The sequence below is a fragment of the Polaromonas aquatica genome (assembly GCF_042659145.1).
Classification (GTDB): Bacteria; Pseudomonadota; Gammaproteobacteria; order Burkholderiales; family Burkholderiaceae_C; genus Polaromonas; species Polaromonas aquatica.
The window spans coordinates 473,315-498,831 of record NZ_JBHSRS010000018.1 but is presented as its reverse complement, the minus strand read 5'-3'; the positions used below and the strand labels follow the sequence as shown (position 1 = coordinate 498,831).

The 25,517-nt window shown below is 62.2% G+C and carries 29 protein-coding genes and 1 pseudogene; 16 read left to right on the top strand and 14 right to left on the bottom strand.

Features of this window, described 5'->3' with window-relative positions; genetic code table 11:
- Positions 1-18: 18 nt before the first annotated feature.
- Genes ACFQND_RS10815 through speD form a run of 3 tightly spaced genes read right to left on the bottom strand, consistent with a single transcriptional unit; the run spans position 19 to position 2,542 of the window.
- Positions 19-1,407, bottom strand: a complete 1,389-nt coding sequence (locus tag ACFQND_RS10815) for an aminopeptidase P N-terminal domain-containing protein (protein ID WP_371437331.1) — start codon at positions 1,405-1,407, stop codon at positions 19-21.
- Positions 1,404-2,147 (bottom strand): N-acetylmuramate alpha-1-phosphate uridylyltransferase MurU, encoded by a 744-nt coding sequence (gene murU / locus ACFQND_RS10810; RefSeq protein WP_371437390.1) that lies wholly within the window; start codon positions 2,145-2,147, stop codon positions 1,404-1,406. The genes ACFQND_RS10815 and murU overlap by 4 nt, the downstream gene beginning before the upstream one ends.
- Positions 2,148-2,164: 17 nt before the next feature.
- Positions 2,165-2,542 (bottom strand): adenosylmethionine decarboxylase, encoded by a 378-nt coding sequence (gene speD, locus ACFQND_RS10805; RefSeq protein WP_371437330.1) that lies wholly within the window; start codon positions 2,540-2,542, stop codon positions 2,165-2,167.
- A gap of 118 nt (positions 2,543-2,660) precedes the next feature.
- On the opposite strand from speD, the gene tkt reads away from it, so the two are divergent.
- Complete coding sequence (gene tkt, locus ACFQND_RS10800; RefSeq protein WP_371437329.1) at positions 2,661-4,706, top strand: transketolase; 2,046 nt, start codon at positions 2,661-2,663, stop codon at positions 4,704-4,706.
- Between the two features lie 52 nt (positions 4,707-4,758).
- Positions 4,759-5,757, top strand: coding sequence for a type I glyceraldehyde-3-phosphate dehydrogenase (gene gap, locus ACFQND_RS10795; protein WP_371437328.1), 999 nt, complete (start codon positions 4,759-4,761; stop codon positions 5,755-5,757).
- Between the two features lie 84 nt (positions 5,758-5,841).
- On the opposite strand, the gene ACFQND_RS10790 is transcribed toward gap, so the two are convergent.
- The 3 genes from ACFQND_RS10790 to ACFQND_RS10780 all read right to left on the bottom strand — a co-directional run bounded on the left by ACFQND_RS10790 (position 5,842) and on the right by ACFQND_RS10780 (position 7,790).
- Positions 5,842-6,243, bottom strand: a complete 402-nt coding sequence (locus ACFQND_RS10790; protein ID WP_371437327.1) for a hypothetical protein — start codon at positions 6,241-6,243, stop codon at positions 5,842-5,844.
- An 11-nt stretch (positions 6,244-6,254) separates the two neighbouring features.
- Positions 6,255-6,755, bottom strand: coding sequence for a hypothetical protein (locus ACFQND_RS10785; protein ID WP_371437326.1), 501 nt, complete (start codon positions 6,753-6,755; stop codon positions 6,255-6,257).
- Between the two features lie 150 nt (positions 6,756-6,905).
- Entirely contained in the window at positions 6,906-7,790 is an 885-nt protein-coding gene (locus ACFQND_RS10780; protein ID WP_371437325.1) for a LysR substrate-binding domain-containing protein, read from the bottom strand.
- A 116-nt stretch (positions 7,791-7,906) separates the two neighbouring features.
- On the opposite strand from ACFQND_RS10780, the gene ACFQND_RS10775 reads away from it, so the two are divergent.
- The gene (locus ACFQND_RS10775) at positions 7,907-9,109 is read left to right on the top strand and encodes an MFS transporter (RefSeq protein ID WP_371437324.1); all 1,203 of its coding nucleotides are present in this window, start codon (positions 7,907-7,909) and stop codon (positions 9,107-9,109) included.
- 48 nt (positions 9,110-9,157) lie between these two features.
- A complete protein-coding gene (gene dkgB / locus ACFQND_RS10770; protein WP_371437323.1) occupies positions 9,158-9,973 on the top strand; it encodes a 2,5-didehydrogluconate reductase DkgB in 816 nt (271 codons plus the stop codon).
- A gap of 40 nt (positions 9,974-10,013) precedes the next feature.
- On the opposite strand, the gene ACFQND_RS10765 is transcribed toward dkgB, so the two are convergent.
- The gene (locus ACFQND_RS10765) at positions 10,014-10,658 is read right to left on the bottom strand and encodes a response regulator (RefSeq protein ID WP_371437322.1); all 645 of its coding nucleotides are present in this window, start codon (positions 10,656-10,658) and stop codon (positions 10,014-10,016) included.
- A 408-nt stretch (positions 10,659-11,066) separates the two neighbouring features.
- Between ACFQND_RS10765 and ACFQND_RS10760 the strand changes: the two genes are divergently transcribed.
- The 6 genes from ACFQND_RS10760 (at position 11,067) to ACFQND_RS10735 (ending at position 14,930) form a co-directional block, all read left to right on the top strand.
- Complete coding sequence (locus ACFQND_RS10760) at positions 11,067-12,110, top strand: sensor histidine kinase (protein ID WP_377413398.1); 1,044 nt, start codon at positions 11,067-11,069, stop codon at positions 12,108-12,110.
- A gap of 283 nt (positions 12,111-12,393) precedes the next feature.
- Complete coding sequence (locus ACFQND_RS10755) at positions 12,394-13,146, top strand: hypothetical protein (RefSeq protein WP_371437320.1); 753 nt, start codon at positions 12,394-12,396, stop codon at positions 13,144-13,146.
- Positions 13,143-13,700, top strand: coding sequence for a GTP-binding protein (locus ACFQND_RS10750; protein WP_371437319.1), 558 nt, complete (start codon positions 13,143-13,145; stop codon positions 13,698-13,700). Before ACFQND_RS10755 ends, ACFQND_RS10750 begins: the two co-directional genes overlap by 4 nt.
- 37 nt (positions 13,701-13,737) lie before the next feature.
- Positions 13,738-14,130, top strand: coding sequence for a roadblock/LC7 domain-containing protein (locus tag ACFQND_RS10745; RefSeq protein WP_371437318.1), 393 nt, complete (start codon positions 13,738-13,740; stop codon positions 14,128-14,130).
- Complete coding sequence (locus ACFQND_RS10740) at positions 14,127-14,501, top strand: hypothetical protein (RefSeq protein ID WP_371437317.1); 375 nt, start codon at positions 14,127-14,129, stop codon at positions 14,499-14,501. Before ACFQND_RS10745 ends, ACFQND_RS10740 begins: the two co-directional genes overlap by 4 nt.
- 69 nt (positions 14,502-14,570) lie before the next feature.
- Complete coding sequence (locus ACFQND_RS10735) at positions 14,571-14,930, top strand: hypothetical protein (protein ID WP_371437316.1); 360 nt, start codon at positions 14,571-14,573, stop codon at positions 14,928-14,930.
- A gap of 146 nt (positions 14,931-15,076) precedes the next feature.
- Here the strand turns inward: ACFQND_RS10735 and ACFQND_RS10730 are convergent, their stop codons facing one another.
- From ACFQND_RS10730 to ACFQND_RS10720, 3 genes are read right to left on the bottom strand one after another with little or no spacing between them, the layout of a single operon-like run.
- Positions 15,077-15,508, bottom strand: coding sequence for a VOC family protein (locus tag ACFQND_RS10730; RefSeq protein ID WP_371437315.1), 432 nt, complete (start codon positions 15,506-15,508; stop codon positions 15,077-15,079).
- Between the two features lie 42 nt (positions 15,509-15,550).
- A complete protein-coding gene (locus ACFQND_RS10725; protein WP_371437314.1) occupies positions 15,551-15,904 on the bottom strand; it encodes a DUF1428 domain-containing protein in 354 nt (117 codons plus the stop codon).
- 60 nt (positions 15,905-15,964) lie between these two features.
- Positions 15,965-16,438, bottom strand: a complete 474-nt coding sequence (locus ACFQND_RS10720) for a VOC family protein (RefSeq protein WP_371437313.1) — start codon at positions 16,436-16,438, stop codon at positions 15,965-15,967.
- Between the two features lie 120 nt (positions 16,439-16,558).
- Between ACFQND_RS10720 and ACFQND_RS10715 the strand changes: the two genes are divergently transcribed.
- Positions 16,559-17,215 (top strand): TetR/AcrR family transcriptional regulator, encoded by a 657-nt coding sequence (locus ACFQND_RS10715; RefSeq protein WP_371437389.1) that lies wholly within the window; start codon positions 16,559-16,561, stop codon positions 17,213-17,215.
- A gap of 128 nt (positions 17,216-17,343) precedes the next feature.
- On the opposite strand, the gene ACFQND_RS10710 is transcribed toward ACFQND_RS10715, so the two are convergent.
- A complete protein-coding gene (locus ACFQND_RS10710) occupies positions 17,344-18,240 on the bottom strand; it encodes a pirin family protein (RefSeq protein WP_371437312.1) in 897 nt (298 codons plus the stop codon).
- A gap of 123 nt (positions 18,241-18,363) precedes the next feature.
- Between ACFQND_RS10710 and ACFQND_RS10705 the strand changes: the two are divergent.
- Positions 18,364-19,310: pseudogene (locus ACFQND_RS10705) on the top strand (LysR family transcriptional regulator).
- A 170-nt stretch (positions 19,311-19,480) separates the two neighbouring features.
- The gene (locus ACFQND_RS10700; protein WP_371437311.1) at positions 19,481-19,954 is read left to right on the top strand and encodes a GNAT family N-acetyltransferase; all 474 of its coding nucleotides are present in this window, start codon (positions 19,481-19,483) and stop codon (positions 19,952-19,954) included.
- Positions 19,955-19,974: 20 nt separating this feature from the next.
- Here the strand turns inward: ACFQND_RS10700 and ACFQND_RS10695 are convergent, their stop codons facing one another.
- Both ACFQND_RS10695 and ACFQND_RS10690 read right to left on the bottom strand, forming a co-directional pair.
- Complete coding sequence (locus ACFQND_RS10695) at positions 19,975-20,403, bottom strand: DoxX family protein (protein WP_371437310.1); 429 nt, start codon at positions 20,401-20,403, stop codon at positions 19,975-19,977.
- Between the two features lie 75 nt (positions 20,404-20,478).
- Positions 20,479-21,375, bottom strand: coding sequence for a LysR family transcriptional regulator (locus ACFQND_RS10690; RefSeq protein ID WP_371437309.1), 897 nt, complete (start codon positions 21,373-21,375; stop codon positions 20,479-20,481).
- A 142-nt stretch (positions 21,376-21,517) separates the two neighbouring features.
- Between ACFQND_RS10690 and ACFQND_RS10685 the strand changes: the two genes are divergently transcribed.
- On the top strand, positions 21,518-22,267 hold the full coding sequence (locus tag ACFQND_RS10685; protein ID WP_371437308.1) for an SDR family oxidoreductase: 750 nt from the start codon (positions 21,518-21,520) through the stop codon (positions 22,265-22,267).
- A gap of 91 nt (positions 22,268-22,358) precedes the next feature.
- Here the strand turns inward: ACFQND_RS10685 and ACFQND_RS10680 are convergent, their stop codons facing one another.
- A complete protein-coding gene (locus ACFQND_RS10680; protein ID WP_371437307.1) occupies positions 22,359-23,051 on the bottom strand; it encodes a Crp/Fnr family transcriptional regulator in 693 nt (230 codons plus the stop codon).
- 249 nt (positions 23,052-23,300) lie between these two features.
- Between ACFQND_RS10680 and ACFQND_RS10675 the strand changes: the two genes are divergently transcribed.
- Together ACFQND_RS10675 and ACFQND_RS10670 are read left to right on the top strand one after the other, a co-directional pair.
- Positions 23,301-24,194, top strand: a complete 894-nt coding sequence (locus ACFQND_RS10675; protein ID WP_371437306.1) for a M24 family metallopeptidase — start codon at positions 23,301-23,303, stop codon at positions 24,192-24,194.
- Between the two features lie 26 nt (positions 24,195-24,220).
- Positions 24,221-25,480 (top strand): SMP-30/gluconolactonase/LRE family protein, encoded by a 1,260-nt coding sequence (locus ACFQND_RS10670; protein WP_371437305.1) that lies wholly within the window; start codon positions 24,221-24,223, stop codon positions 25,478-25,480.
- Positions 25,481-25,517: the final 37 nt, after the last annotated feature.

Below are 25,517 nucleotides of genomic sequence, written 5' to 3'. Positions count from 1 at the left end.
ACCCTGTCCTGCCCCGCATCACCCGCGCATCAAGGCTTCAATCTCGTCGGCATTCACAGGCACGCCGCGTGTCATCAGCTCGCAACCCTTGGCCGTCACCAGCGCATCGTCTTCAATGCGTATGCCGATGTTCCAGAACTCCCTGGGAACGCCCTTGGCGGGGCGCACATAAATGCCGGGCTCGATCGTCACCACCATGCCGGGCCTGAGGATGCGCGACGGCTTGCGCATTACCGTATTGCCCTGCATGTCTTTTTCCGCGCGGGGTTTGCTGCCGGGCTCGGTGTAGTCGCCGCAGTCGTGCACATCCATGCCCATCCAGTGGCCGGTACGGTGCATGTAAAACTGGCGGTAGGCGCCTGAGGCCAGCACGTCGTCGACCTTGCCGTGTTTGGCCTTGTCGAGCAGGCCGGTGTCCAGCATGCCCTGCGCCAGCACGCGTGTGGCGGCATCGTGCGGGTCGTTAAAACGTTTGCCGGGTTTGGTGACCTTGATGGCGGCTTCCTGCGCGGCCGCCACGATGTCGTACAGCGTGCGCTGGGCCGGCGTGAACTTGCCGTCGGCGGGGAAAGTGCGCGTGATGTCGCTGGCGTAGCCGTCCAGCTCGCAGCCTGCGTCGATCAGGCAGAGCTCGCCGGCCTTGAGTTCGGCGGTGTCCGCGCGGTAGTGCAGTATGCAGGCATTGGCGCCGGCCGCAACAATGCTGGTGTAGGCCGGGTATTGCGAGCCGTGGCGGCGGAATTCGTGCAGCAGTTCGGCCTCCAGGTGGTATTCACGCAGGCCGCCCTTGACCGGGCTGCGCAACATTGCCGCCGAGGTCTGCATGGCCCGCACATGCGCCCCGGCGGAGATCTTCCCGGCGCGCCGCAGGATGGCGATTTCGTGTGCGTCCTTGGTCAGGCGCATCTCGTCAAGCAGGCGGCACAGGTCGTGCTGGCTTTGCGGGCATTCCGCGCCAAGGCGCACCAGTGCGCGCACCTTGTTCAGCCAGCCGTCGACCTGGGTTTCCAGGCCCTTGTGCGTTGCAAACGGGAACCACACGGCTTTCTGGTTGGCCAGCAACGCGGGCATTTTGTCGTTCAGCGTTTCAATGCTGAAGGCTTCGTCTACCGCAAGGCTTGCCGGCGCGGCTTTGGGGCCAAGGCGTATGCCATCCCAGATTTCGCGCTCCAGGTCCTTGGGCCGGCAAAACAGCGTGCTTTTGCCGCTGGCGTCGATCACCAGCCAGCTGTCGGGCTCGGTAAAACCGGTGAGGTAATAAAAATAGCTGTCATGCCGGTAGGGGAAGTCGCTGTCGCGGTTGCGTACCGCTTCCGGCGCGGTGGGCAGCAGGGCAACACCACCACCGGCGGCTTTCAGGGCGCGGGCAATGGCGGCTCGGCGTTTTTGGTAGACGGTAGTGCTCATGTTGTTGGGGCGTTCCAGTTTGTGGTTTGGTTCAACTCATCGAGCCGTGCCGGTGTTCCGACATCGGTCCAGGCGCCTGTGTACAGCTCGGCGCTCACCTGCTGATTGTCCATCGCACTTCGCAACAGCGGTGCCAGCGGGGCCTTGAGGCCTTGCGGGTTGCCAAAGGGCAAATCATTGAACAGTGCCTTGCGGTACAGGCCAATGGTGCTGAAGGTAAACCGCGGCGCGCTGGAATCGGCGGGCAGGTTCAGCGCCAGCCCGTTCGCGTCCAGGCCAAAGTCGCCCTTGGGGTTGTGCGCCGGATTCGGCACCAGCCACAGGTGCGCCAGCTTGCCGCTCGCGGCGAACCTGTCCACGGCGCTTTGCAAAAACTCAAAATCCGGCACAAACACATCGCCCGCCAGCACCCAGAACACATCGCCCAGCAGCGGCAGGGCTCTAGCAATCCCGCCTGCGGTTTCCAGCGCATCGCCAAAATCCCGACCCTCGTGGGAGTATGAAATTGATAGCACGCTGCGCGTATCCTGCGCCGGCCGCGGGCATAAAAGACTTGAAAAATGGGCTGGAAGCTGCTGCCCCAGCCAGGCGGTGTTGATGACCAGGTCGGTAAACCCGCCGCGTGCCAGCGCTTCGGTGTGCCATTCAATCAGCGGTTTGCCGCGCACCTTCAAGAGCGGCTTGGGCGTGCTGTCGGTCAGCGGCCGCATGCGTTCGCCGCGTCCGGCGGCCAGGATCATGGCCTTGACGGGTTTGCTCACGACTCGTCTCCCCGGTCCAGCGAGCGCTGCTCTGTCCATTCAGGCGCAAAACGCTCCACCAGCGACTGCATCAGCGATCGCGCCCTGGCCGAGTGGTCGCCACCGAAATTGCACACATACACGTCCAGCGTCACCGCTTTTTGCTCCGGCCAGGTGTGAATGCACATATGCGATTCGGCCAGCAATATGGTGGCCGTGATGCCGCCCGGGCCGTGTTCTGTGGCGGGAAAGGTGTGGAACAGCTGGTTGACCGGCTGCAGGCCGGCAGCCTGTACGGCCTTGATGCACCAGTCGCCCAGCCTGTCGGCGTCCAGCAGCCAGGCCGGGTCGCAGCGGCAGTTGTGGAGGTCCGCGGTGAGGTGAAGTCCTTGCATGTGCCCGACTTTAGACGATACGCGCCGCTAACCCGAGTGAAACGGGGGGCGGGAGCCAAACTGTAAAATAGCGGTTTACCCTGCCCCCTACCTTCTCATACCCCCGGAGTTTTGCCTGATGGCCAATACTGAAATGATGGCGAACGCCATACGCGCACTCGCGATGGACGCCGTACAACAAGCCAACTCCGGACACCCCGGCGCCCCCATGGGCATGGCCGACATGGCCGTCGCCCTCTGGGGCAACCACCTCAAGCACAGCCCGCACAACCCCAACTGGTTCGACCGCGACCGTTTTGTGCTCTCCAACGGCCACGGCTCCATGCTGATTTATGCCGTGCTGCACCTCACCGGCTACAAGCTGCCTATCGGCGAACTCAAGAACTTCCGCCAGCTGCACAGCAAGACCCCCGGCCACCCTGAATATGGCTACACCCCCGGCGTTGAAACTACCACCGGCCCGCTCGGCCAGGGCCTGACCAATGCGGTCGGCATGGCGCTGGCTGAAAAGCTGCTGGCCAAGGAATTCAACCGCGAAGGCCACACCGTGGTCGACCACAACACCTATGTGTTCATGGGTGACGGTTGCCTGATGGAAGGCATCAGCCACGAAGCTGCAGCATTGGCCGGCGCCTGGAAGCTGGGCAAACTGGTCGCGCTTTACGATGACAACGGCATCTCGATCGACGGCCAGGTCACGCCCTGGTTCATAGACAACACCCCGCTGCGTTTTGCCGCTTACGGCTGGAACGTTATCGGCCCTATCGACGGCCACGACGTTGCTGCGGTGGATGCCGCGATTGCCGACGCCAAAAAATCCACGGACAAACCCACGCTGATCGTCTGCAAGACGCACATCGGCAAGGGCTCACCGAACCGTGTCGACACAGCCAAGGCCCATGGCGAACCGCTGGGCGTTGAAGAAATCAAGCTCACGCGCGAAGCGCTTCACTGGCCTTACGCACCGTTCGAGATTCCAAAAGAAGTCCAGGACGACTGGGACGCCAAGGCCAAGGGCCTGGCGCTGGAAGCCGCATGGGACGCCAGGTTTGCCGCCTACAAGGCCGCTCACCCCGAGCTGGCCGCAGAACTGACGCGCCGCATGAAGGGCGAACTGCCCAAGGGCTTTGCGCAGCTGGCGGTGGACACCGTCATTGGCGCGCACAGCAAGGCTGAAACCGTCGCCTCGCGCAAGGCCTCGCAGCTCGCGCTCGAAGCCTTCACCGCCGGCCTGCCTGAAATGCTGGGTGGCTCCGCCGATTTGACTGGCTCCAACCTGACCAACACCAAGTCCACGCCCAGCCTGCGTTTTGACCTGAATGGTGAAGTTGTGTTGACCCCCAATGCCGACGGCGTTGGCGTGGGCGGCCGACACATCAACTACGGTGTGCGCGAGTTCGGCATGGCCGCCATCATGAACGGCATCGCGCTGCATGGCGGCTACATCCCATACGGCGGCACCTTCCTGACCTTCAGCGACTACAGCCGCAACGCCATTCGCATGGCCGCGCTGATGAAGATTCGCGTGGTGCATGTGTTTACCCACGACTCCATCGGCCTGGGTGAAGACGGCCCGACGCACCAGTCGATTGAACACGCCGCCAGCCTGCGCCTGATCCCGAACCTGGATGTCTGGCGTCCGGGCGACACGGCCGAAACCGCCGTGGCCTGGGCCGTGGCCCTGCAAAACAAGAACACGCCGACAGCCCTGCTGCTGAGCCGCCAGAACCTGCCTTACGCACCGAAGAATGACCTCGGTGAAATCAGCCGTGGTGCCTATGTGCTGGCCGAGCCAGCCGATGTGGGCATCAAGAAAAAGCCGCAGGCTGTCATCATCGCCACCGGCTCCGAAGTGCAACTGGCCCTGAAGGCACAAGAGCTGCTGGCAAGCCAGTACAAGATCGCGGTGCGTGTGGTTTCCATGCCCAGCAACACCACGTTTGACAAACAGACGACGGCCTACAAATCCGAAGTCCTGCCTGCAGGCATCCCCCGCATTGCCGTGGAAATGGGCGTTACCGACGGCTGGTGGAAATACGGCTGCGCCGCCGTTGTCGGCATCGACAGCTACGGCGAGTCGGCACCGGCACCTGTCCTGTTCAAGCATTTCGGCTTCACGCCCGAAAACGTGGCCGACACCGTGCGCAAGGTGTTGAGGAAATAAACCTGCATTCAGCAAACCGCTTTTTTGTATTAACTTTTCTGGAGAGACAAGCATGACGATCAAGGTAGGCATCAATGGTTTCGGCCGCATCGGCCGCAATGTGTTCCGCTCGGCGGTGCAGAGTTTTGGCGACATCGAAATCGTCGGCATCAACGATTTGCTGGAGCCCGAGTACCTGGCTTATATGCTGCAGTACGACTCGGTACATGGCCGTTTCAAGGGCGATGTTTCCGTCGACGGCAATACCCTGATCGTCAACGGCAAAAAAATCCGCCTGACGCAGGAGCGCGACCCCGCCAACCTGAAATGGAACGAAATCGGTGCGGACGTCGTGATCGAATCCACCGGCCTGTTCCTGGACAAGGCTTCCGGTGAAAAGCACCTGGCTGCCGGCGCCAAAAAAGTCATCTTCTCGGCACCTTCGAAAGACGACACCCCGATGTTTGTGTTTGGCGTGAATGACAAAACCTACAAGGGCGAAGCCATCATCTCCAACGCGAGCTGCACCACCAACTGCCTGGCGCCAGTCGCCAAGGTGCTGAACGACAAGTGGGGCATCAAGCGCGGCCTGATGACCACCGTGCACGCAGCCACCGCCACGCAAAAAACCGTGGACGGCCCGAGCAACAAGGACTGGCGCGGCGGTCGCGGCATTCTGGAAAACATCATTCCTTCGAGCACCGGCGCCGCCAAGGCGGTTGGCGTGGTGATTCCCGAGCTGAACAAAAAGCTGACCGGCATGTCTTTCCGCGTGCCGACCTCCGACGTGTCGGTGGTGGACCTGACCTGCGAGCTGAGCAAGGAAGCCACGCTCAAGGAAATCTGCGCCGAAATGAAGGCGCAAAGCGAAGGCGCACTTAAGGGTGTGCTGGGTTACACCGAAGACAAGGTGGTTGCCACCGACTTCCGCGGCGATACCCGTACCTCGATTTTTGATGCTGACGCGTCCATCGCGTTGGACGGTACCTTCGTCAAGATCGTCGCCTGGTACGACAACGAATGGGGTTACTCCAACAAGTGCCTGGAGATGGTTCGCGTCGTTTCAAAATAAACGATATCGCCCAATAAAAAAGCGCCGTGAGGCGCTTTTTTATTGGGCCGGCCGTTTCTGCTCATGCAAGCTTCAGGGCGTGCATCAGCGTGTCAACAACAGCGTCAGGCTGGTAACGGCGATGACAGCCACGACGAAGGTTACCAGCGCGAGCATGATCAGGCGGGTGCGGTTGACCTCGATGCGCTTGACCAGCTGGGTATTTTGCTCGGCCAGCGTCTTGATGAGATCGGCCGAGGCCAGCATCTGCTCGTGCAGTTCAGTGGTGGCGATTTCCATGGCCTGGATGCGTTTTTCAATGGCCGCCATGCCGGACGGGTCAGCGTCTGCAACCAGCGGCGCCAGGCCATTTTCCGCCGCCGGGAGCGGCGGCTTTTTGCCTATGGAGTTCCAGAGCTTTTTTGCGCCTTCCGCAATCTTGGGAGCGTTGCTGATCACGTCGGACCAGGGCACCAGCTGCAGTACAGCCATCCAGCCAATAGCCATTGTTTTTTCCTTTAAAAACCGGCGTGGCCGGACTCGTCAGTATGCAGTGTCTCTGCGCACAGCCGCATCAGCTGCCGCAGGTGGGAGCGGTAAGAAATGGCTTCATGCCACCTGCCGGTCTGGTAGACCTCATGCTGTGGCGCATCGGGGCCGTCCAGTGAGCCTATAGCCACGACGATCAGGCCTGTTTCGCGATCTGTGCGCGAAGAGGCATCCAGGCTCAGCAGAGGCACGTCGAAGGCGTGGCCCTCGGCGCTGCGGCGCATGGAAGTGAGTTCAAGGGTGCAACTGTCCTTCAGAGCCACCAGGTGCCGCATCTCGCGCGGCACGGCCTGGCCGAAAGCATTCAGGCTGGCGATGTGTTCACTCGCCGTCATGCGCTTGCCGTCAACCGAGTCCTCTTCAGGGTAGCCCTTGCCCTGGTACATCACTGCGGCCAGCACGGTCGCGATGAGCAGCATGGTGAGGAGATGCCGGCGGCCGGCGCCGCGTGCCTGAAATGCAAAGGGCATGGTGTGGTTTGAGGAGGTGGTGGATGGGTCTGGTGGCTGGAGCGCGGGTGAGGCCTGTGAATGCGCGGCGCCTCGTGCCCGGATCATTCTAGAACCCCGAGTGTGTGCAGCAGGGGCGGCATTCCGACCTCGATGCAGGGGTTTATGGCTTTATGCCAGTCGCTGCGCCAGGAAATCCAGGAACGCGGTGATGCGCGACGACAGCGCCGTGTTGCGGTAATACACGGCATTCACCGGCTGCCGCGCATCGACGGTGCATTTCACCAGCAGCTGCACCAGCGCGCCGCTCTTGCGGTCTTCTTCCGTCATGAAGTCGGCCAGGCAGACGATGCCCATGCCCGCCAGCGCCAGGTGACGCATGGTTTCGCCGCTGGATGCGCTGAAAGCCGGCACGGCGCTGTAGCTGTCGCCCTGCGCGGCGCGCAGCGGCCACTGGTTCAGTGACGGCAACTGGCTGTTGCCGATGAGCCGGTGTTTGTCGAGATCGGCCACGCGCTTCGGTTTGCCGTGCTGTTCGAGGTAGGCGGGGCTGACCAGCACACGCAGACGGCTGCTGCACAGCGGACGCGCATGCAGCGTGGAGTCGCGCAGCGCGCCTATGCGTATGGCGATGTCGGTGCGCTGCGCCAGCAGGTCCACATTCAGGTCGTCGGTGTTGAGCTCCAGGCTGATCTTCGGGTACAGCGCGCTGAACTCGGGCAAGAGCGGCACCACCGCGTGCAGCATGAAGGGTGACGCGGCGTTGACGCGCAGCAGCCCGGCCGGTGCTTCGCGGCGCATGCTGACTTCTTCTTCGGCCTGGTCCATCGCATCAAGAATCGCGCGTGCGCGAGCCAGAAAGACAGCACCCTCTTCAGTCAGCTCCAGCCGCCTGGTGGTGCGGCGCATCAGCGTCACGCCCAGTTTTTTCTCAAGCCGCCCCAGCGCCCGGCTGATGCCCGACACGGTCTGCACCAGCTGGTCGGCAGCGGCGGTGATGGAGCCTGTATCGACCACGGCACGAAAGGCCAGCAGTTCTTCAATGGTGGTTTTCATGGCATCCGTTTTTTTAATTATTGATTTTCAGTCAACTATATTCTGCGCGTTAGGGGCTTATTCTGCAAAGATAAAAATCCCACACTACAGGCTTCGTGAACATGACGGAGCCTTTTATGCCCATTGCCCTTCTGGCGCTGACCATCAGCGCCTTCGCCATCGGAACGACGGAGTTCGTTATCGTTGGTCTGTTACCCACCGTAGCTGCCGACCTGAATATCGGCCTGCCCTCCGCCGGCCTGCTGGTCAGCCTGTATGCGCTGGGTGTCGCCATAGGCGCGCCGGTGCTGACGGCCCTCACCGGCAAACTGCCGCGCAAAACCCTGCTGCTGGGCCTGATGGCCCTGTTCACACTCGGCAACCTGCTGGCCTGGCAGGCACCCGGCTATAACTCGCTGATTGCCGCGCGCATTCTCACGGGCCTGGCACACGGGGTGTTTTTCTCCATAGGTTCGACGATTGCCACCGGCCTGGTGCCCAAGGAAAAAGCCGCCAGCGCGATTGCCATCATGTTTACCGGCCTCACCGTGGCGCTGGTCACCGGCGTGCCGCTGGGCACCTTTATCGGCCAGCATTTCGGCTGGCGTGAGACCTTTCTTGCCGTGTCGGCGCTGGGCGCGATTGCCTTTGTCGTGAGCCTGCTGTTCATTCCCCGCAGCATCAGGCATACGCCGCCCGCATCACTCACACAACAGTTCAAGGTGCTGGCCCAGCCGCGCCTGCTGCTGGTCTATGCCACCACGGCAGTTGGTTACGGCGGCTCCTTCATTCCGTTTACCTTTCTCGCGCCCATCCTGCAGCAGGCCGGCTTTGGCGCAGGCGCTGTCGGCTGGGTCATGCTGGTCTATGGCGTGTCGGTTGCTGCCGGCAATATCTGGGGCGGCAAGCTGGCCGACCGCAAGGGGCCCATCGCCGCGTTGAAGCTCATCTTCGCCTTGCTCGCGGCCGTGCTGCTGGTGTTTAACTTCACCGCGCCGCATCCGTGGCTGGCGGTGTCCACCGTTTTCCTGTGGGGGGCAGTGGCTTTTGGTAACGTGCCCGGCCTGCAGGTGTATGTGGTGCGCCAGGCCGAACGGCACACGCCGCAGGCGGTGGACGTGGCCTCGGGCCTGAACATTGCGGCCTTCAATCTCGGAATTGCTTTTGCGGCGTGGGCCGGTGGCCTGGTGGTGACCCATCTCGGCCTGATGCACACACCATGGATAGGCGCGCTGGTGGTGCTGGGCGCACTGGCCCTGACTTACTGGAGCGGTCGCCTGGATGTTCGTGAGGGCTTTGCGCCCCGCGCAGCAGGCAATAGCCCGGCCGTTGCACACTGACCTCAACCATTCCCGCATTCAAAACTTCACCAAAGACAGGACATCATCATGGACACCACAACCCGCATTCCCGCTTTCGGCGTCGGCACTTTCCGGCTCAAGGACCAGGTCGTCATCGACTCGGTCAGGAACGCGCTTGACCTTGGCTACCGCGCCATAGACACCGCACAGATTTACGGCAACGAGGCCGAGGTCGGCCAGGCCATCACCGAAAGCAGCGTGCCGCGCAGCGAGCTTTTTATCACCACCAAGATCTGGACCGACAACTTCGCGTCTGACAAGGTAATTCCCAGCCTGAAAGAAAGCCTGCGCAAGCTGGGCACCGACCATGTCGACCTGACGCTGATCCACTGGCCGGCGCCCGGGCAAGCCGTGCCGCTGGCCGACACGCTGGGGGCATTGATGCAGGCCAGGGCCCAGGGGCTCACGCGCAGCATCGGTGTGTCCAACTTCAACATCGACTACCTCACCCGCGCCATCCAGGCCGTGGGTGCTGCCAACATAGCCACCAACCAGATCGAGTTGAGCCCCTACCTGCAGAACCGCAAGATCGTGGACTTCGCGCGTAGCCAGGGCATACACATCACGTCCTACATGACGCTGGCTTACGGCAAGGTGTTGCAAGACCCGGTGTTGCTGCATATCGCCGGCAGGCACGGCGCAAGCACCGCGCAAGTAGCCCTGGCGTGGGCGATGCAACTCGGTTACGCGGTGATCCCGTCATCCACCCGGCGTGCCAACCTGCAAGGCAACTTGTTGGCGCAGCAGCTGCGGTTAACGGACGAAGACATGGCGCAGATCGCTGCGCTGGACAGGGGCGAACGCCTCGTCAATCCGGAAGGCCTGGCGCCCAGCTGGGACTGAGCATGGGTTGCAGCTGTGGCCCGGCGGCGCGAGCACGTGGCTACATCCTTGTGATTGCAAACGCAATCAGTTCGGAGCCGCTCCTCAGGCCCAGCTTGCGTTTGATGTTGGCGCGGTGAACATCCACCGTGCGTGAACTCAGGCCCAGTCCAAAGGCAATCTCCTTGGTGGTTTTCCCGTGCCTGAGTTTTTCGAGCACCTGCACCTCGCGGGCGCTCAGCGGGCTTTCACCGTCGTCGCCATTCTGGATGTGCAGGGGCGAACGCTTCATCAGGCGGTTCAGGATTCGCGAACTCACATTGGAGCTTACCCATGTTTCGCCCCGCAGCAGCGCAAAGGCAGCTGACGACACCAGGGCGTGTGCGTTTTCCTTCATGACATAACCCTTGGCGCCCAGCGCCAGTGCCTGCTCGGCATAAATGAGTTCGTCGTGCATGGACACAATCAGCACGGGCCGGTGGCCCTGAGCCTTGACCACTGCAGAAACAGTGTCCAGCCCCTTGGATTCACCGAGCGACATGTCGCTGATGACGAGGTCCGGCTGCAATTCGCTGATTTGCCGCAGGCCGGAGGTCAGGCTCGCCGCCGAACCTACCAACCTCAGGGAAGGCGCGTAGCTCGCAACCAGTGTCTCCAGGCCAAAGCGAACGATGTCGTGATCATCAAGAATAAATACGGAATTCATTTTTGACTGTGTCGGGTCTGAGTTGGGCATTGTTACCGCTTGTACAGGGTTTTCGGTTTTTCGTCTTACCTTGTGTTACCTTGAATAGCGAACAACCCGAGCTTAACGGGGGTTGATGGAGTTACGGGGGGGTACTAAGTAGCAGTACTTAGTGGTTGTTGCGTAAGCCGTACACCTATGCACGGATGGCGCGTGGAGGGTCATTTTTTTTCCGCCGCCAGCGCGGACTCCCGTACCATCAAATATTGGCATGGAACGCCATGCAGCCGTCCCAGTCAGGTGACGGCCCTGACTATCGATGATGAATAAAAAAAACAACAGCGGCCACAAAAAGCCGACGCCGGCACGGCTACTCATTCCAGCTCCCCCGCTGCAGCAAGTTTTCAGGACGAACAACAACGACCGCAGTTGTTGCAGGCCATGATCGAAGGTATCCAGGCCGGTGTCATGATCTCCGATGAGTTGGGGGTGCTTTATACCAACCCCGAATTCGGCCGGCTGCTCGGTTACGGCCCGGGTGAAACCCTGGAGGGCATGCGGGTTGTCGACCTGATCGCCGAGAGCGACCTGCCGCTGGCCATGCAGCGCCGCAAGGCTGTGGCTGCGGGCCGGCGCATCCCGACGGGCTGGGTCAAGTTCAAGGACAAGAGCGGCGAACCGGTGCAAATGATGCAAAGCCTTTCGCGCATGTTCTGGCGTGGCCAGTGGTACTTCACCACCGCGGTAAACCGTGCGTCTGACCAGGACCTGCTCTCAATCCAGATTCGCAAGACCCGCGCCCGTTACGAGCGCCTGCTGGTGGCCGAACTTGAAAAACAGCAGTCGGCCATTGCACGGGAGCTGCATGACTCCCTGGGGTCGGAGCTTGCCGGCATATCCTTGATGCTGGGCGGCCTCAAGGCTTTTCGTCCCGAGGACGCGGCGCTCCTGGCGCGCCTGGACGGTGTGCTGGACCAGCTGGAGGCTGCCGTCGAGATAACGCGCTCGCTCGCACGCGGCCTGATGCCGGTAGACACACATGCCGGGGCTTTCTGGCGCGCCCTGGAAAAACTCGCCAGCGACTGGACGCTGCTCAAGGGTGTCCCTTGCGAATTCAGGATGTATGGCGAGTTTGACAATGTGCCTGCTGAAACCGGCACCCACCTGTACCGCATCGCCCAGGAAGCGATTGCCAACGCCTTGCGTCACGGCAAGGCCACGCTGATCCGGCTCAGGCTCACCGACATCGTCCCTGACCTGATGCTGGAGATCGAAGACAACGGGGCCGGCTTCCATGCGGCGATCACCAGCGCCATGCACAGCGGCGGTGTGGGCCTGCGTTCCATGATGGCGCGCGCCAAAACCATAGGCGGGCACATCGAATTTTCGTCGGTCCAGCCTGTCGGCAGTTGCGTCAGGGTGATCTGGCCGTCGGATCCGTCGGTGCGCAGCATTCGCTTCGAGCACGATTGAACGGCCGCCCCTGCGCGGGTTTTCAAGCTCCGGCGCTGCTGTCCTTGCGGGACAGGCCGGCAGGACTCATGGCGTAACCTGTTGACTCATTTCGTTACAGGGCAGTTGTAAAACTACCTAATCCAGCCTGACTGCCGTCGTCAAACTGAAGTTGCGCAATCGCAATTCAACAGAAAGGCGGGCACCGTGCAGAAACCCCAGGACGGCTTGGGCCAATGGATCACAGGGCTGATTTGCCCTGCCGGAATCCAGCGTCAGGATGCGCCGGAAAAGTGTGCACACCATGCCTGATTCAAGCCATGGCGCACGCGCCCCAACCCCCGCTTTTACCTACACCCTGCGCCGGATTCCCCCGCGTGACGAGATTGTTTTCAAATCCGTCGTGCGCGTGCTTCAGGGCAAGACCCGGCACGCCTGGCAGCACACCGATGCCGCGGATGCAGACCTGGTCGTGATGGGCATGCAGGTGCCTGGCCAGCAGGCCGGGTTCTCGCATGTGGCCGGCCACGCGCTTATCCAGGTCAGCACCATGGCCGGTGCAGTCGGCGCGGATTTCCACGGGCTGACCCTGCCCTTGCGCATTGCCGATGTCATCGATTACCTGGACGGGGCCGGTGATGAAATTGCCAGCCACATGGCGCGACCTGCCGGGCCTGGCGTGGTTCAGGCCGCCGCGGCGGTTCACGTGCCCTTCAACCAGCGCGTGTCCCTGACACGCTGGCCGGAGCTGGCCCTGCTGCAGGGCGATGTCCGTTACCTCAAGCTCGCAACCGTGCTGACCGGCCTGCCGGTCAGCATCACCGAGCTGGCGGCCCGAACCCAGTTTCCGCTGCAGCTGTGCCAGACCTTTGTCGATGCGCTGAAAGCCAGCGGGCTGGTTCGTGTGACGGACGACCAGCGAGAGGTGCCGGTCGGCCAGCGCGTCAGCCCGTCCGGTGCGCAACCGCAAAAATCCCCTCCAGGCGGGCATCACGGTCTCATCGCCCGCATCCGCTCGCGTCTGGAGATGTTTGTCAGGACATCCACCGCTAAATGACCGAATACAAAATATTGCTCACCGGCACTACCGGTGCAGGCAAGACGACGGCGATTGCCGCGATCAGCGAAACCGCACCGGTACGTACCGACGTCAAAAACAACGACGCGGCATTTGCCAAGGCAACCACCACCGTGGGACTGGATTACGGTGAACTCACGCTCGACAACGGCGACAAGCTGCGGCTTTACGGCACGCCGGGACAGGAGCGGTTTTCCTTCATGTGGCCCATCCTGGCGCAGGGCGCGCTCGGCATCGTGGTGCTGATCGACAACTCCAGGCCCGACCCGCTGGCCGACCTGGCCGTGTACCTCAAGGGCTTCGAAGGGTTGATACGTGACGCCGCCTGTGTTGTGGGTGTGGGCCGCATGCAGACGCACCCGGAACCCGGCCTGGGCGCCTATGCCGAGGCGCTGCACGCGGCCGGTGTGTTGTGCCCGCTGTTGCCCGTTGATGTCCGCGAGCAGCAGGAGGTCCTGATGCTGATGGATTTGCTGCTGACCCAGTTCGAAAGCAAATCACAAACGTATGACCTCGAAAAAGCTGCAGCCTGAAAACCGCGCGACTCCCAAAAAAGGAAAAAAGGACACCATGAACCTCCCCCCGCACCTGACCGCGCTGGCCGAAAAAGTCTTGCAGGGCCTGATGGGCCAGGTACGCGGCGCCGTTGCCGCAGTCGTATCCACGGTGGACGGGTTCGATGTTGCCTCGCATGTTGAAAATTCCGCCGCCGGTGCGAAGCTCGCCGCCATGGCGAGCTCGATATCGGCCATCTGCAGCGTGGTTGGCGAGGAAAGCCAGGTGGGCGCGCACCGCAGCATTTCCATAGAGGCCGAAAACGGCTACGTCGTGATGGTCAATATCGCGCACTCGGCCAACCCGATGATCCTCAACCTGGTGGCGGACAAGACGGCAGTGCTGGCCCAGATGGTTTATTTCGCCAGGCAGGCTGCGCAGCAAATGGAAGTGGGCGAGGCGCTGTGATACCGCAAATAGACCAGTACCTGTCGGCCCTTGCCGCCTTTGAGGGCATCAGGGGGTGTTCGCTGGTGGAGAGCGGTTCCGGCCTGGTGGTGCACAGCGCCGGGGAGGTCGCCGATGTGGAGCCGCTGAGCGAGGCCGCCGTCGAGTTCTGGCGCATCCATGAACGGCTGAAGGGAAACTTCACCGCCCTGGGCCGACTGAACCTGGCCATGCTGGCCTTCCAGGACGGCTGGCTGGCACTGACCGCGTGCCCGGCAGACCCCTCCCTGCTGCTGGTGGCGGTAACGCGCGCGCAGTCGGTCGACTGGAACGGCTGGCTGAAACATGCGCGCACTGCCGGGCCGTTCGGCAAGGTGCCGGTTCACGCCTGAGTTTTGTTCAACCCTGCAGTGCTGCGCAGCTGCAGGGTTTTTTTGTACCGCGCTAAGGAGAACTTTGAAATGGCAACGATCAAACAATCGATGGAAGAAGTTATGACTCTGGATGGCGCCTTGTGCGCAGCCCTGGTGGACTCGTCAAGCGGCATGATCCTTGGGCAGATTGGCAGCGGCGTGGACCTGGAAGTCGCCGCTGCCGGCAATACCGAGGTGGTGCGGGCCAAACTCAAGACCATGCGTTCGCTGGGGCTCAATGATGTGATTGAGGACATCCTGATTACCCTGGGCAAACAGTACCACCTGATCCGGCCCATGGGCCGCAACGAAGGCCTGTTTATCTACGCTGTGCTTGAAAAAGCCAAGTCCAACCTGGCCCTGGCGCGGCGCAAGGTGCTGGACATCGAGAAAGAACTGGTGGTCTGAGCCTTTTGCAATTAACCGGCAGGACCGTACAGGCCCGGTTTTCATGAACCCCTTTTTTGCGCCTTCGGGCGCTCTTTTTTTGCCTGAAAGGTGCCGCGGCCCTGTCGTCGCCTGCAGCAGGCCGCCGCCATCCGTGCGCGGGATTTTCACTGCTCAGTTGGCTTGATGACCATCCACGACACGCCGAAGCGGTCAGCCACCATGCCGAAGGATGATGCAAAAAAGGTTTTGGTCATGGGCATCTGCACCTGCCCGCCGTCGCCCAGTGCCTTGAACAGGCGTTGGGCCTCGGCATCACTGGCTGCCGTCAGCGACAGCGAAAAGCCCTTGAACTCCGGCTTGCCCGCGGCCATGCCGTCAGAGGCCATCACCTCCGTGTCGCCGATCTTGAAGCAGGCGTGCATGATGCTTTCACCGGAAGGCCCGCTGCCTTCGCCGGGCCCGCAGCCGACGGTAGCCGTATCGGGGTTCTCCTTGAAACGCATCATCATCTTGACCTCGGCGCCTAGCGTCTTGCGGTAAAACTCGAGGGCCTCTTCGCAGCGGCCGTCAAAAAACAGGTAAGGCTGGACTTGCATGCTGATCTCCTTGGGGTAAATATGAATCAATGCTTCAGGCCATTACTGGACGTTCAGCAGCGTCTCGAAGCCGCCGAAGATCATCCGTTTGCCATCGAAGGGCATGTCGCCCATCTGCTGCATGCGCGGGTCGCTCACGAACCTGGCGTGACCGGCATCGCGCGCGGCTTTCGACGGCCACTCAATCCATGAGAAGACGACGGTTTCGGTTTTCTCGGCCTTCACCGAGAGTTTGAAATCGGTGAGTTTGCCGTCCGGCAGATCATCGCCCCAGCATTCGACAACGCGGATGGCGCCATATTCCTTGAAAAGTGCTGCGGCCTTGGTGGCCACCGCGCGATAGGTCTCCTTTTTGTCGGCAGGCACGGGCACCAGAAATCCGTCGACGTAGCTCATGGGTGTTCTCCTTTTAAAACACTGGTTTGCGGTTGGGGCTGGGATGTTCAGGGGCCGGGCTCAGGCCCTGTCGTAGGCGTCCTGCAGTCCCTTGATGTTGATCTTGTGCATCTTCAGCATGGCCTGCATCACGGCGCCTGCCTTTGCCGGGTTTTTGTCGCCCAGCAGCTCGCCTAGCGCGCTGGGGATGATTTGCCAGGACAGGCCGAACCTGTCCTGTACCCAGCCGCACTGGTTGGGCGCGCCGCCTGCGCCGAGCTTCTCCCAGAGTTCGTCAACTTCCTCCTGCGTCTTGCAGCTCACGAACAGCGAGATGGCCGGCGTAAAGCTGAAGTGCGGGCCGCCGTTGAGCGCCATGAACTCCTGGCCTTCAAGCTGGAAGGTTCCGGTCATGACGCTTCCTTCCGGCCCCGGGCCTTCCTTGTCGTAGCGCCTGAGCATCAGGATCTTCGAGTTCTTGAAGATCGACACATAAAAATTCATGGCCTCTTCGGCCTGGTTGTCAAACCACAGGAAGGGGGTGATTTTTTGCATGGACGTTTCCTTTGGCAGGTATCTGGGTTTGGGTCTTTACGGCCGAAACGGCAAGATTGTGTACACCGTCCACATAGAATAACAAAGACAATGGACGCTGTCCACATTGGTTTCATCAAGATGCAAATTCCCAGTATTTACGCCAGAGTAGCCACGCCGCGCAGCACTTACCGTCATGGTGACCTGCGGCGCGCGCTGCTGGAGGCGGGCATTGAGCTGGCGCGCAGCGGCGGGCCCGATGCAGTGGTCCTGCGCGAAGCCACGCGCCGTGCGGGGGTGGCGCCCAATGCGGCTTACCGGCACTTCGCCAGCCGCCTTGCGTTGCTGCATGCCGTGCGGGCGGCGGCGCTTTCAGCCGTGGCTTTGGCGATGGAGGCCGAGCTTGCCGCGTTGCCGCAGGACCTGCCTCCGGCCGACTTTGCCCGCGCCAGCGTGCGTGCGGTCGGCACCGGCTATTTGCGCTTTGCCCAGGCCGAGACCGGTTTGTTTCGCACCGCCTTTGCGGCCTCGGATGACCTGACGGAGCCGGCGCCCGACCCGGCTCGGGCCGGCCAGAGCGGCCTGAATCCGTTCGAGCTATTGAGCGCCGCGCTGGACCGGCTGGTCGAGGCCGGCGTGATGCCGCCTGAACGCCGCCCCGGTGCAGAATTTCTCGCCTGGTCCGCCGTGCACGGCCTGGCCATGCTGGTGATTGACGGGCCGCTGGGCCCTGTCATCGGGCCGCAGATGCAGCAGGTCGGCCAGCGCCTGCTGGATATGGTTGAAAAAGGGCTGTAGCCGGCTCAGGCAGAGCGCAATCAGCTATCGTTTTAGTAGCATTGTTCTAACATTTTTGGCCGCAATACAGCGAACCCGCCCTCACCATAACGGTGGGGGCGGGTTCGAATCTTCTTATCAAGCCTGGATCAGTGCGCCGTTGCGCCCTGGGTTGCCCGGCTGATCCGGCCAAAACGGCCAGCATTGAAGTCGTTGATCGCCGTGGCGATCTCGGCCTGCGTGTTCATCACAAACGGGCCGTGGCCGACGATGGGCTCATCGATAGGCTCGCCGCTCAGCAGCAAAATCGTCGCATCGCTGTTGGCTTCCAGGCGCAGGCTGTCGCCTTCGCGCTCCAGCAGCGCCATCTGCGCCTCACGCACCACTTCTCCATTGACCAGTACCGTGCCGTGCAACACCACCGCTGCCGCGGTGTGGCCCTCGGGCAATGTCAGTGCCGCTTCCTTGCCCTGGCCGAGCCGCACGTCCCACACATTGATGGGTGTGAAGGTTCGTGCCGGCCCCTTGTTGCCGTCGTAATCACCGGCAATCACACGCACGCTGCCGGCGCCATCGGGCAGGGCCACGGACGGGATCTGCTGGTCGACGATGCCCTGGTAATGCGGCTCGCTCATCTTGTCCTTGGCCGGCAAGTTCACCCACAGCTGCACCATCTCGAACGGGCCGCCCGACTGCGTGAACGCAGGCGAATGAAACTCCTCGTGCAGGATGCCCGAGGCCGCCGTCATCCACTGCACATCACCGGGGCCAATCGTGCCGCCGCTGCCTGTCGAGTCCTGGTGCGAAACCTCGCCCTTGTAGACGATGGTCACGGTCTCAAAACCGCGGTGCGGGTGCGTGCCCACGCCGCGTTTTTCACCGGGTGTGCTGGCGGGTTTGAACTCCGCCGGGCCGGCGTAGTCCAGCAGCAAAAACGGGCTCACATGCTGGCCCAGCGTGTCGTAGCTGAACAGCGAACGCACCGGAAACCCATTGCCCACCCAGTGCTGGCGGGGATTGCTGTAAATGCCAAGAACCTTCTTCATGAACTGCTCCTTAAAAAGTGGCAGAAGATAAAACTGCCGTGGAGCAAAGATACGCCCGGAACGATGAGCCCGGTAGTAGGCCGAATTTGCCATCAGCGTTCTATTTGAGGAACAATAAAGCCTATGCAAGACCTCAACGACCTCTATTACTTCGTCAAGGTGGTCGAGCACCAGGGTTTTGCACCTGCGGGCCGCGCACTCAACATGCCCAAATCCAAACTCAGCCGGCGCGTCGCCCTGCTCGAAGAGCGCCTGGGTGTGCGCCTGCTGCAGCGCTCGACCCGGCGTTTTGCCGTCACCGAGATTGGCCAGGAGTACCACCGCCATTGCCAGGCCATGCTGGTCGAAGCCCATGCCGCGCAGGAGGTGATTGACCGCATGAGCGCCGAGCCGCAGGGCACCGTGCGCATGAGCTGCCCCACGGCCCTGCTGGACTACCAGCTTGGCGATGTGCTGGCGCGCTTTATGGCCGCCTGCCCGCGCGTGCAGGTGCAGCTGGAGAGCACCAACCGGCGCGCGTTGATGTGATCGGCGAGGGCTTTGACATCGCCATCCGCGTGCGTTTCCCGCCGCTGGAAGACAGCGGCCTGGTCATGCGTGTGCTGGGCGAAAGCACCCAGCGCCTGGTGGCCAGCCCGGCGCTGCTCAAGGCCCACGGCCTTACCGCACCGCTGCTGCCGGCCGACCTTTCCAGCCTGCCCAGCCTGGATGAAGGGCCGCCGCACCGCGAGCATGTGTGGAGCCTGCTGGGCCCGGACGGTGCCACCGCCGCGGTGCACCACCAGCCGCGCCTGGTCAGCGACGACAAGCTGGCCTTGCGCCTGGCGGCACTACAGGGCGTGGGTGTGTTGCAGCTGCCGACCATGATGGTGCAGCACGATTTGCAGCAGGGTTTGCTTCTGGACCTGCTGCCGCGCTGGCGGCCACGGGCGGGCATTGTGCATGCGGTGTTTCCGTCGCGCCGGGGTTTGTTGCCGGCAGTGCGTCAGCTGATTGATTTTCTCGCTGTTGAATGCAGCAATCCGGATCTGGTGGATCACGATGCTGCGCAGGCTCAAGGCAACCGGTAAGGCAGTCAAAAGCGCCTGGAGCAGCCGGTTTTATGGTCAAAACAGGCCATGGTCGGCGTGGAATGCGCGCCACCAGCTATTAAAATAGTAGCATTCAACGACTCGCCCGCTGGCAAAATACAGCTGGCCAGGCTTGTCAGTAAAGCCTTTCAACCTCAAAGTGGAGTGCCATGCAGATTCGCCGCTTTCGTATGGGCGACGAGCCCGCGCTGTTTGGCGTGTTCTTTTCCGCCATTCATGAGATTGCCTCACGCGACTACACGCAGGAGCAAATCAATGCCTGGGCGCCTGCCGATCTTGACAGGGCCTTGTGGGGTCAGCATGTGCGTGGCCTCAATCCGTTTGTCGTCGAGCTGCACGATGAAATCGTGGGCTACGCCGATGTGCAGCCGAACGGCTACATAGACCACTTTTTTGTCTCAGGTTTTCATCCCCGCCAGGGCATAGGCAGGCTGTTGATGGAGCGCATCCACCAGGAGGCCGCCAGCCTGCACCTCAATGAACTGACGTCCAACGTGAGCCGGACGGCCCAGCCGTTTTTTGCGCGCCATGGCTTCGAGCTTGTGGCGCAGCAAACCCCGGTTCGCCGCGGCGTGGCCATACCCAACGCCTCCATGCGCAAGGCGCTCCCCGCCGCCAGCTGAATCCCCGGGCTCTCCGGGCGTTATGGTGCCTGTTTGCGCCGCAGCTCGGCGGCAATGCCCGCAAGAATCAGTCCGCCGACCACGGTGATGTGTTCAAACACAAACATCTTTTCCAGGAAGGCCATGTCGCCCTGCAGTTCCCAGAAGCGGTGCGCCACCGGAATCGTCAGCAGCGTGAAGACAGCCAGCGCACCGGCGCCCAGCCAGGCAAAGCGGCTGCCTGTGATCAACAGCAGCGAGCCGCCCAGTTGCACAATGATGGTCAGCACCGCAAACAGCGCCGGCGGGTTCAGCCCGAAGTGCGCCATCTCGCCTTTGGCCATGTTGAAGTCCATCAGCTTGCTCAGGCCGCTGCCCCAGAACATGAAGGTCAGCACCACCGCACCGACGTGGTACAGCCAGCGCGCGCGAAGAAGGGATTCAAACGGTTTGCTTATGGATGAGAGCATGTTTTTTTGCCGTAATTAATGAAGGCCGAAGTCTATGGGACAGCGGGGACAGCATCAAGGCCGGATTAACCCGCCCTAGGCCGCCTGGCCCATTACCTCGGCCAGCCAGTCCACAAACACCCGCACCCGCGGCGACAGTTGCCGATGGTGCGGGTACAGCACCGAGACCGGCATGGGCTCAGGCCGCCACGGTGCCAGCACTTCGCAAAATGTGCCGTCCTTCAGCCGCGCGTCAACGTGGTAGCGCGGCAGCTGGATAAACCCCAGGTGCGCGGCGCAGCAGGCCGAGTAGGCATCGGCATCGCTGACCGATACCTGGCCCTTCAGTTGCATGCTGCGAGTCGTGCCGTCAACCACAAAGTCAAACGGCAGGGGTTTGCCGCTGCGGGCTGACAAAAAATTCACGGCTTTGTGCCCGCGCAATGCTTCCACTGTTTCCGGCGTGCCGTGACGCGCCAGGTACTCGCGGCTGGCGCAGGTGACCTGCTGCAGCGAAGCCACGCGGCGCGCCACCATGCTGGAGTCGGCCAGCTCGCCTGCGCGCAGCACGCAGTCCACGCCTTCGCGCACCAGGTCCACCAGCCGGTCGCCCATGCCGATCTCCAGCTCAATGCCGGGGTAACGCTCAAAAAACTGCGCAATCACCGGCAGCACAAAGTGTTTGGCCAGCGTGCCCTGCAGGTCCACACGCAGCTTGCCTTTGGGGCTGCTGCCGGCGCTGCTGAAGGCGGATTCGGTTTCTTCGATATCCGCCAGCAGCCGCAGGCAACGTTCGTAATAGGACTCGCCGTCCTGTGTGGGGCTGACGTGGCGCGTGGTTCGCTGCAGCAGACGCGTGCCCAGGCGCTTTTCAAGCTGTTGCACGGCGTGGGTCACGGTGGCGCGCGGCAGTTGCAGGTCGTCGGCGGCCCTGGTGAAGCTGCCGAGTTCAACAATGCGTGTGAACAGCCGCATGGCATCCAGACGGTCCATGTTTGCCTCGTTTTGCTGGGTTAATTGTTTGTGATTGTTGAATAGTTATGCCAATTTTATGATCTTTATCTTGTTGTTCATGAATAGAACAATCGACACATCGGTCCAGTCACGTAGTCACGTTTACCCAGGAGTTTTCACCATGAACCCATCCCCCATTACCCAGGTCGCCATCGTCACCGGCGCCTCGCGCGGCATAGGCGCGGCCATCGCCAGGCGCCTGGCGAACGATGGCTACAAAGTCGTCGTCAACTACGCCGGCCGCGCCGACGAGGCCCGCGCCGTGGTGCAGTCCATCGAATCAGCGGGCGGCCAGGCCATCGCGGTACAGGCCGACGTGTCTGACGCAGCAGCAGTGCGCGGCCTGTTCGACCAAGCGGTGAACGCCTTTGGCCGCGTGGATGTGCTGGTCAATAACGCCGGCATCATGCCGCCCACCCTGCCGCACCTGGCCGATACCGACGACGCCACCTTCGACCGCCTGTTCGCCGTCAACGTCAAGGGCACGTTCAACACCTTGCGCGAAGCCGCCCAGCGCTTGGCTCAGGGTGGGCGCATCGTCAACTTCTCCACCAGCGTGATCGGCCTGGCCCTGCCGGGTTATGCGGTGTATGCCGCGACCAAAAGTGCGGTCGAAACTTTCACCAACATCATGGCCAGGGAGTTACGCGGCAAAAACATCACTGTCAACGCCATCGCCCCCGGCCCCACGGCAACCGCGCTTTTCCTCGACGGCAAAACACCTGAAGTGATAGAGCGCATGTCCAGGATGGCGCCGCTGGAACGCCTGGGCACGCCTGAAGACATCGCCGGTGCCGTCGCCTTCCTGGTGAGCGACAACGCGGCCTGGGTCAACGGTCAGAGCTTGCGGGCCAACGGCGGTCTGGTTTGAGCCGAGGGCATACATTCTTAAGAGAAAAGGCCTGTAGCCCAGGCAGGACGGTCGCAGGCAGCTATTTAATCAGGAGCGTTTGCGCCAACCATCAACCGTGGGTCAATAGTTCCAGCGCCGCGCGGTCAAACACCGCGATGCGCCCGTAATCGACACGCAGCAAGCCCTGTTTTTCCCAGAGCTTGAGCTGTCGGTTGATGCTTTGGCGTGACACGCCAAGCTGCGCCGCCAAGTCTTCCTGCGACAGCGACACTACACCCTGCTCGCCCGAAGCCCCATCGCCCTGCAGCAGCGCCGTGATACGTCTGGCCAGGCGGGCCGGCAGCGGCATCAGGACCGTGTCGTCTATCCAGGCCAGCGCCAGGCGCAGCCGGTGGCAGACCAGACGTGTCAGCGCCAGATGCACCTCGGGGTGTTTCTCTGCCAGCGGCCAGAAGGCCGCGGCCGGCAACACGGCGACCTCGCAATCCCCCACGGCATGGGCCGCATAGACACGCGGCAAACCGTCGAGCAGGGAGACCTCGCCAAACCAGTGGCCGGCCTGCAGCAGGCCCAGCACAAACTCGCGGCCCGAGGCGCTGGTGATGCTGGTGCGCACCGCGCCCGTCACCATGCCAAACATCGCATCCGGCGCCGAGCCATACGCGAACAGCGATTCGCCACGCGAAAGTTTGCGGCGTTGCGAAGCCTGCAGCAGCAGCTCGGCCACGTGGTCGGGCAGGTTCAAAAGTCCGGGAATGGCCGCGCCGGCGGCGACGAGTTGGGGCTGGGATTGAATTGCCAAGATGGGACAGTGTTGATAAAGCGTCCAAACCATACTAGCAGCAGCCTGCCGGTCGCTGAGCAGGTAATAACGAGGAGACAAAACATGAGCCCCCACGTTCACAAACGTTCACTGCCCCCCGAGGGGGCTGAGTGCCGTGGCTCCGAGCCTGCCTGCGCAGGCTTGGACGGCACGAAGAGCTGCTGCGTCTCGCAGCAGTGCGGCCTGCAAGGCCATGCCTCCTTTGGGGCGGCCCGGCAGGAGGCATAGATGCCCATAGGCTACTACCCCGCACAACGCGGGCCCATCACCCGCGCCTACCGCGCCCTGTCCGGCTGGCTCTCGAAACGGCCTTCCAGCGCCGACCAGCTCGCCGACGACCAAGCCCGTGCCGGCTTTCAACGCGCGCAGCGTCTGGCCTACGACTGCGTGACCCACGTCGCCACGCAACTGCATGTCGGCATGAGCGAAATCGAGGCCGCCGAACTGCTGGACCACTACCTGATCGCCCACGGCGCGCAGCGTTACCTGCACCGGCCTTTTGCCTGGTTTGGCGAACATGCACGTTTTGACGGTTACAGCGGCTACGGTGATTACCACCCTAGTGGGCGCAAACTGGCCGCAGGCGACACCGCCATCCTTGATGTCTCGCCCATGCTGGATGGCTACATCGGTGATGTGGGTTATGCCTGCGCCTTGGGCGACAACCCCGAGCTGAGCCGCGCCATGACGTTCATGCGTGAGTTGCGCGCGCAAATTCCGCCCATGTTCACCAGCGCCATGACCCCCAAGGACATCTGGGCCGAGGTCGATCGCCTGATCCATGAAGCCGGTTACGACAACGTGCATGCCAAGTACCCGTTCTGTGTGCTGGGCCACCGCGTTTACCGTGTCAAGGTCAAACCCGGGCGCGGCCTGCGTGTTCCCGGCGGCCACATGGGCTGGTTCAGCGTGCAGGCCAACATGGCTTTTTTGAACCACGGTGTTTTCAGCCAGTTGCTGACACCCGAACACACAGGCACCAAGCTCGGCCTGTGGGCGATTGAGCCGCACATAGGCTGGGCCGGCAACGGCGCCAAGTTCGAAGAAATCCTGGTGGTCGAACCCGGCCGCGCCTACTGGCTCAGCGACGACGTGCCGCATGTGACACCGGCGACGTGGTGAAACAAAAAACTAAAAAGGAGCGCCCCATGCGTATCAAGAAAATTCTTCTCTCCGTGTTGGCCCTGCTGCTGCTGGCCTTTGTTGCCTGGTGGGTGCGCACCGCACCAGGCATTCCCGTGCAGGTGGCGGATGACCAGTACCCGCTGATGCCACCTTCGGCTGCTGTGCAGAAAGTGCGCAGCACCCAGGACGATGTGGCCTTGACGGCCAAAACCACGCCCGGCGACTTGCCCGGCTACGACGACGTGGTGCTGCAAGAGGCCCAAGGCCGCGCCTGGGTCACGGCCATGGACGGTTACCTCTGGCGCGTGGACCTGGCCAGCGGCAAACAGGAGCGCTGGGTCAAGACACCGCTGATTCCTTCGGGTACACGCGCCGACCCGGGCAACCCAGATGTTTTGTACTTCTGCGCCTCGCGCCTCTACGGCGTGGTACATCCGGCCGGCGAGCAACCCGGTCTGTACAAGCTGCATATTCCGAGTCGCAAGATCGAAGCGGTGGCCCTGCAGGTGCCGGCCACCACCGAGCCGCCCGCGCATGAACGTGTAGCGGCCGAGCAAGGCGCGGTCTATCTGGCGCAAGCCGCGATGACAGCAGCCAACAGCCGGCCCATCGCGTTTTGCAACGACCTGGACATCAGTGCCGACGGCAGACGTGTTTATTTCTCCGAGCCTTATGCCTCGGCCGATGCCTCCATGGGCGGCGGTGCCTTCAACGAAGCGATTGCCCGCTCGCGCAACAGCCGCTTGTGGCTGATCGATCTGGACCGCGGCGCGCGCCTGGTGGCACAAGGCTTCGCGTTTATGGACGGCGTGTTGATTGAGCCCGGCGCAAACGGCGCAAAGGAAGACACGCTGCTGGTCACGGAAACCACCAACTTCCGCCTGCTGCGCCTGCACCTGGCCGGCGCCAAGGCCGGCAGCCACGAGGTGTTGCAGGACTCCCTGCCCGGTCTGCCCGACGGTCTGGACCGCGACCCGCAGGGCCGGTTGTGGATAGGGCTGATCAAGGAGCGCAGCGCCGTCAGCACCTGGGTGCACAACAACAACTGGATCAAACCGTTGCTGGTGCGCTTGCCGCATTCGATGTTGCCCGTGCCCACACGCACCGGCCTCATGGCGTTCAGCCCTGACGGCCGCACGCCGCTGTACCTGAGCATGCACGATGGCAACACCGTGTCCGACATCTCTGTCGTCAGCGCGGGCCGCAACGCCTTGTACCCGGCCCGTTTCAAGGTCGACAGCCGTGGGTTTGTGGCCATGCCTTATCCGGAAACTCTGCGTTAAGAAAAGTGTGCGCGGGACTGGCGCGGCAATAATCCAG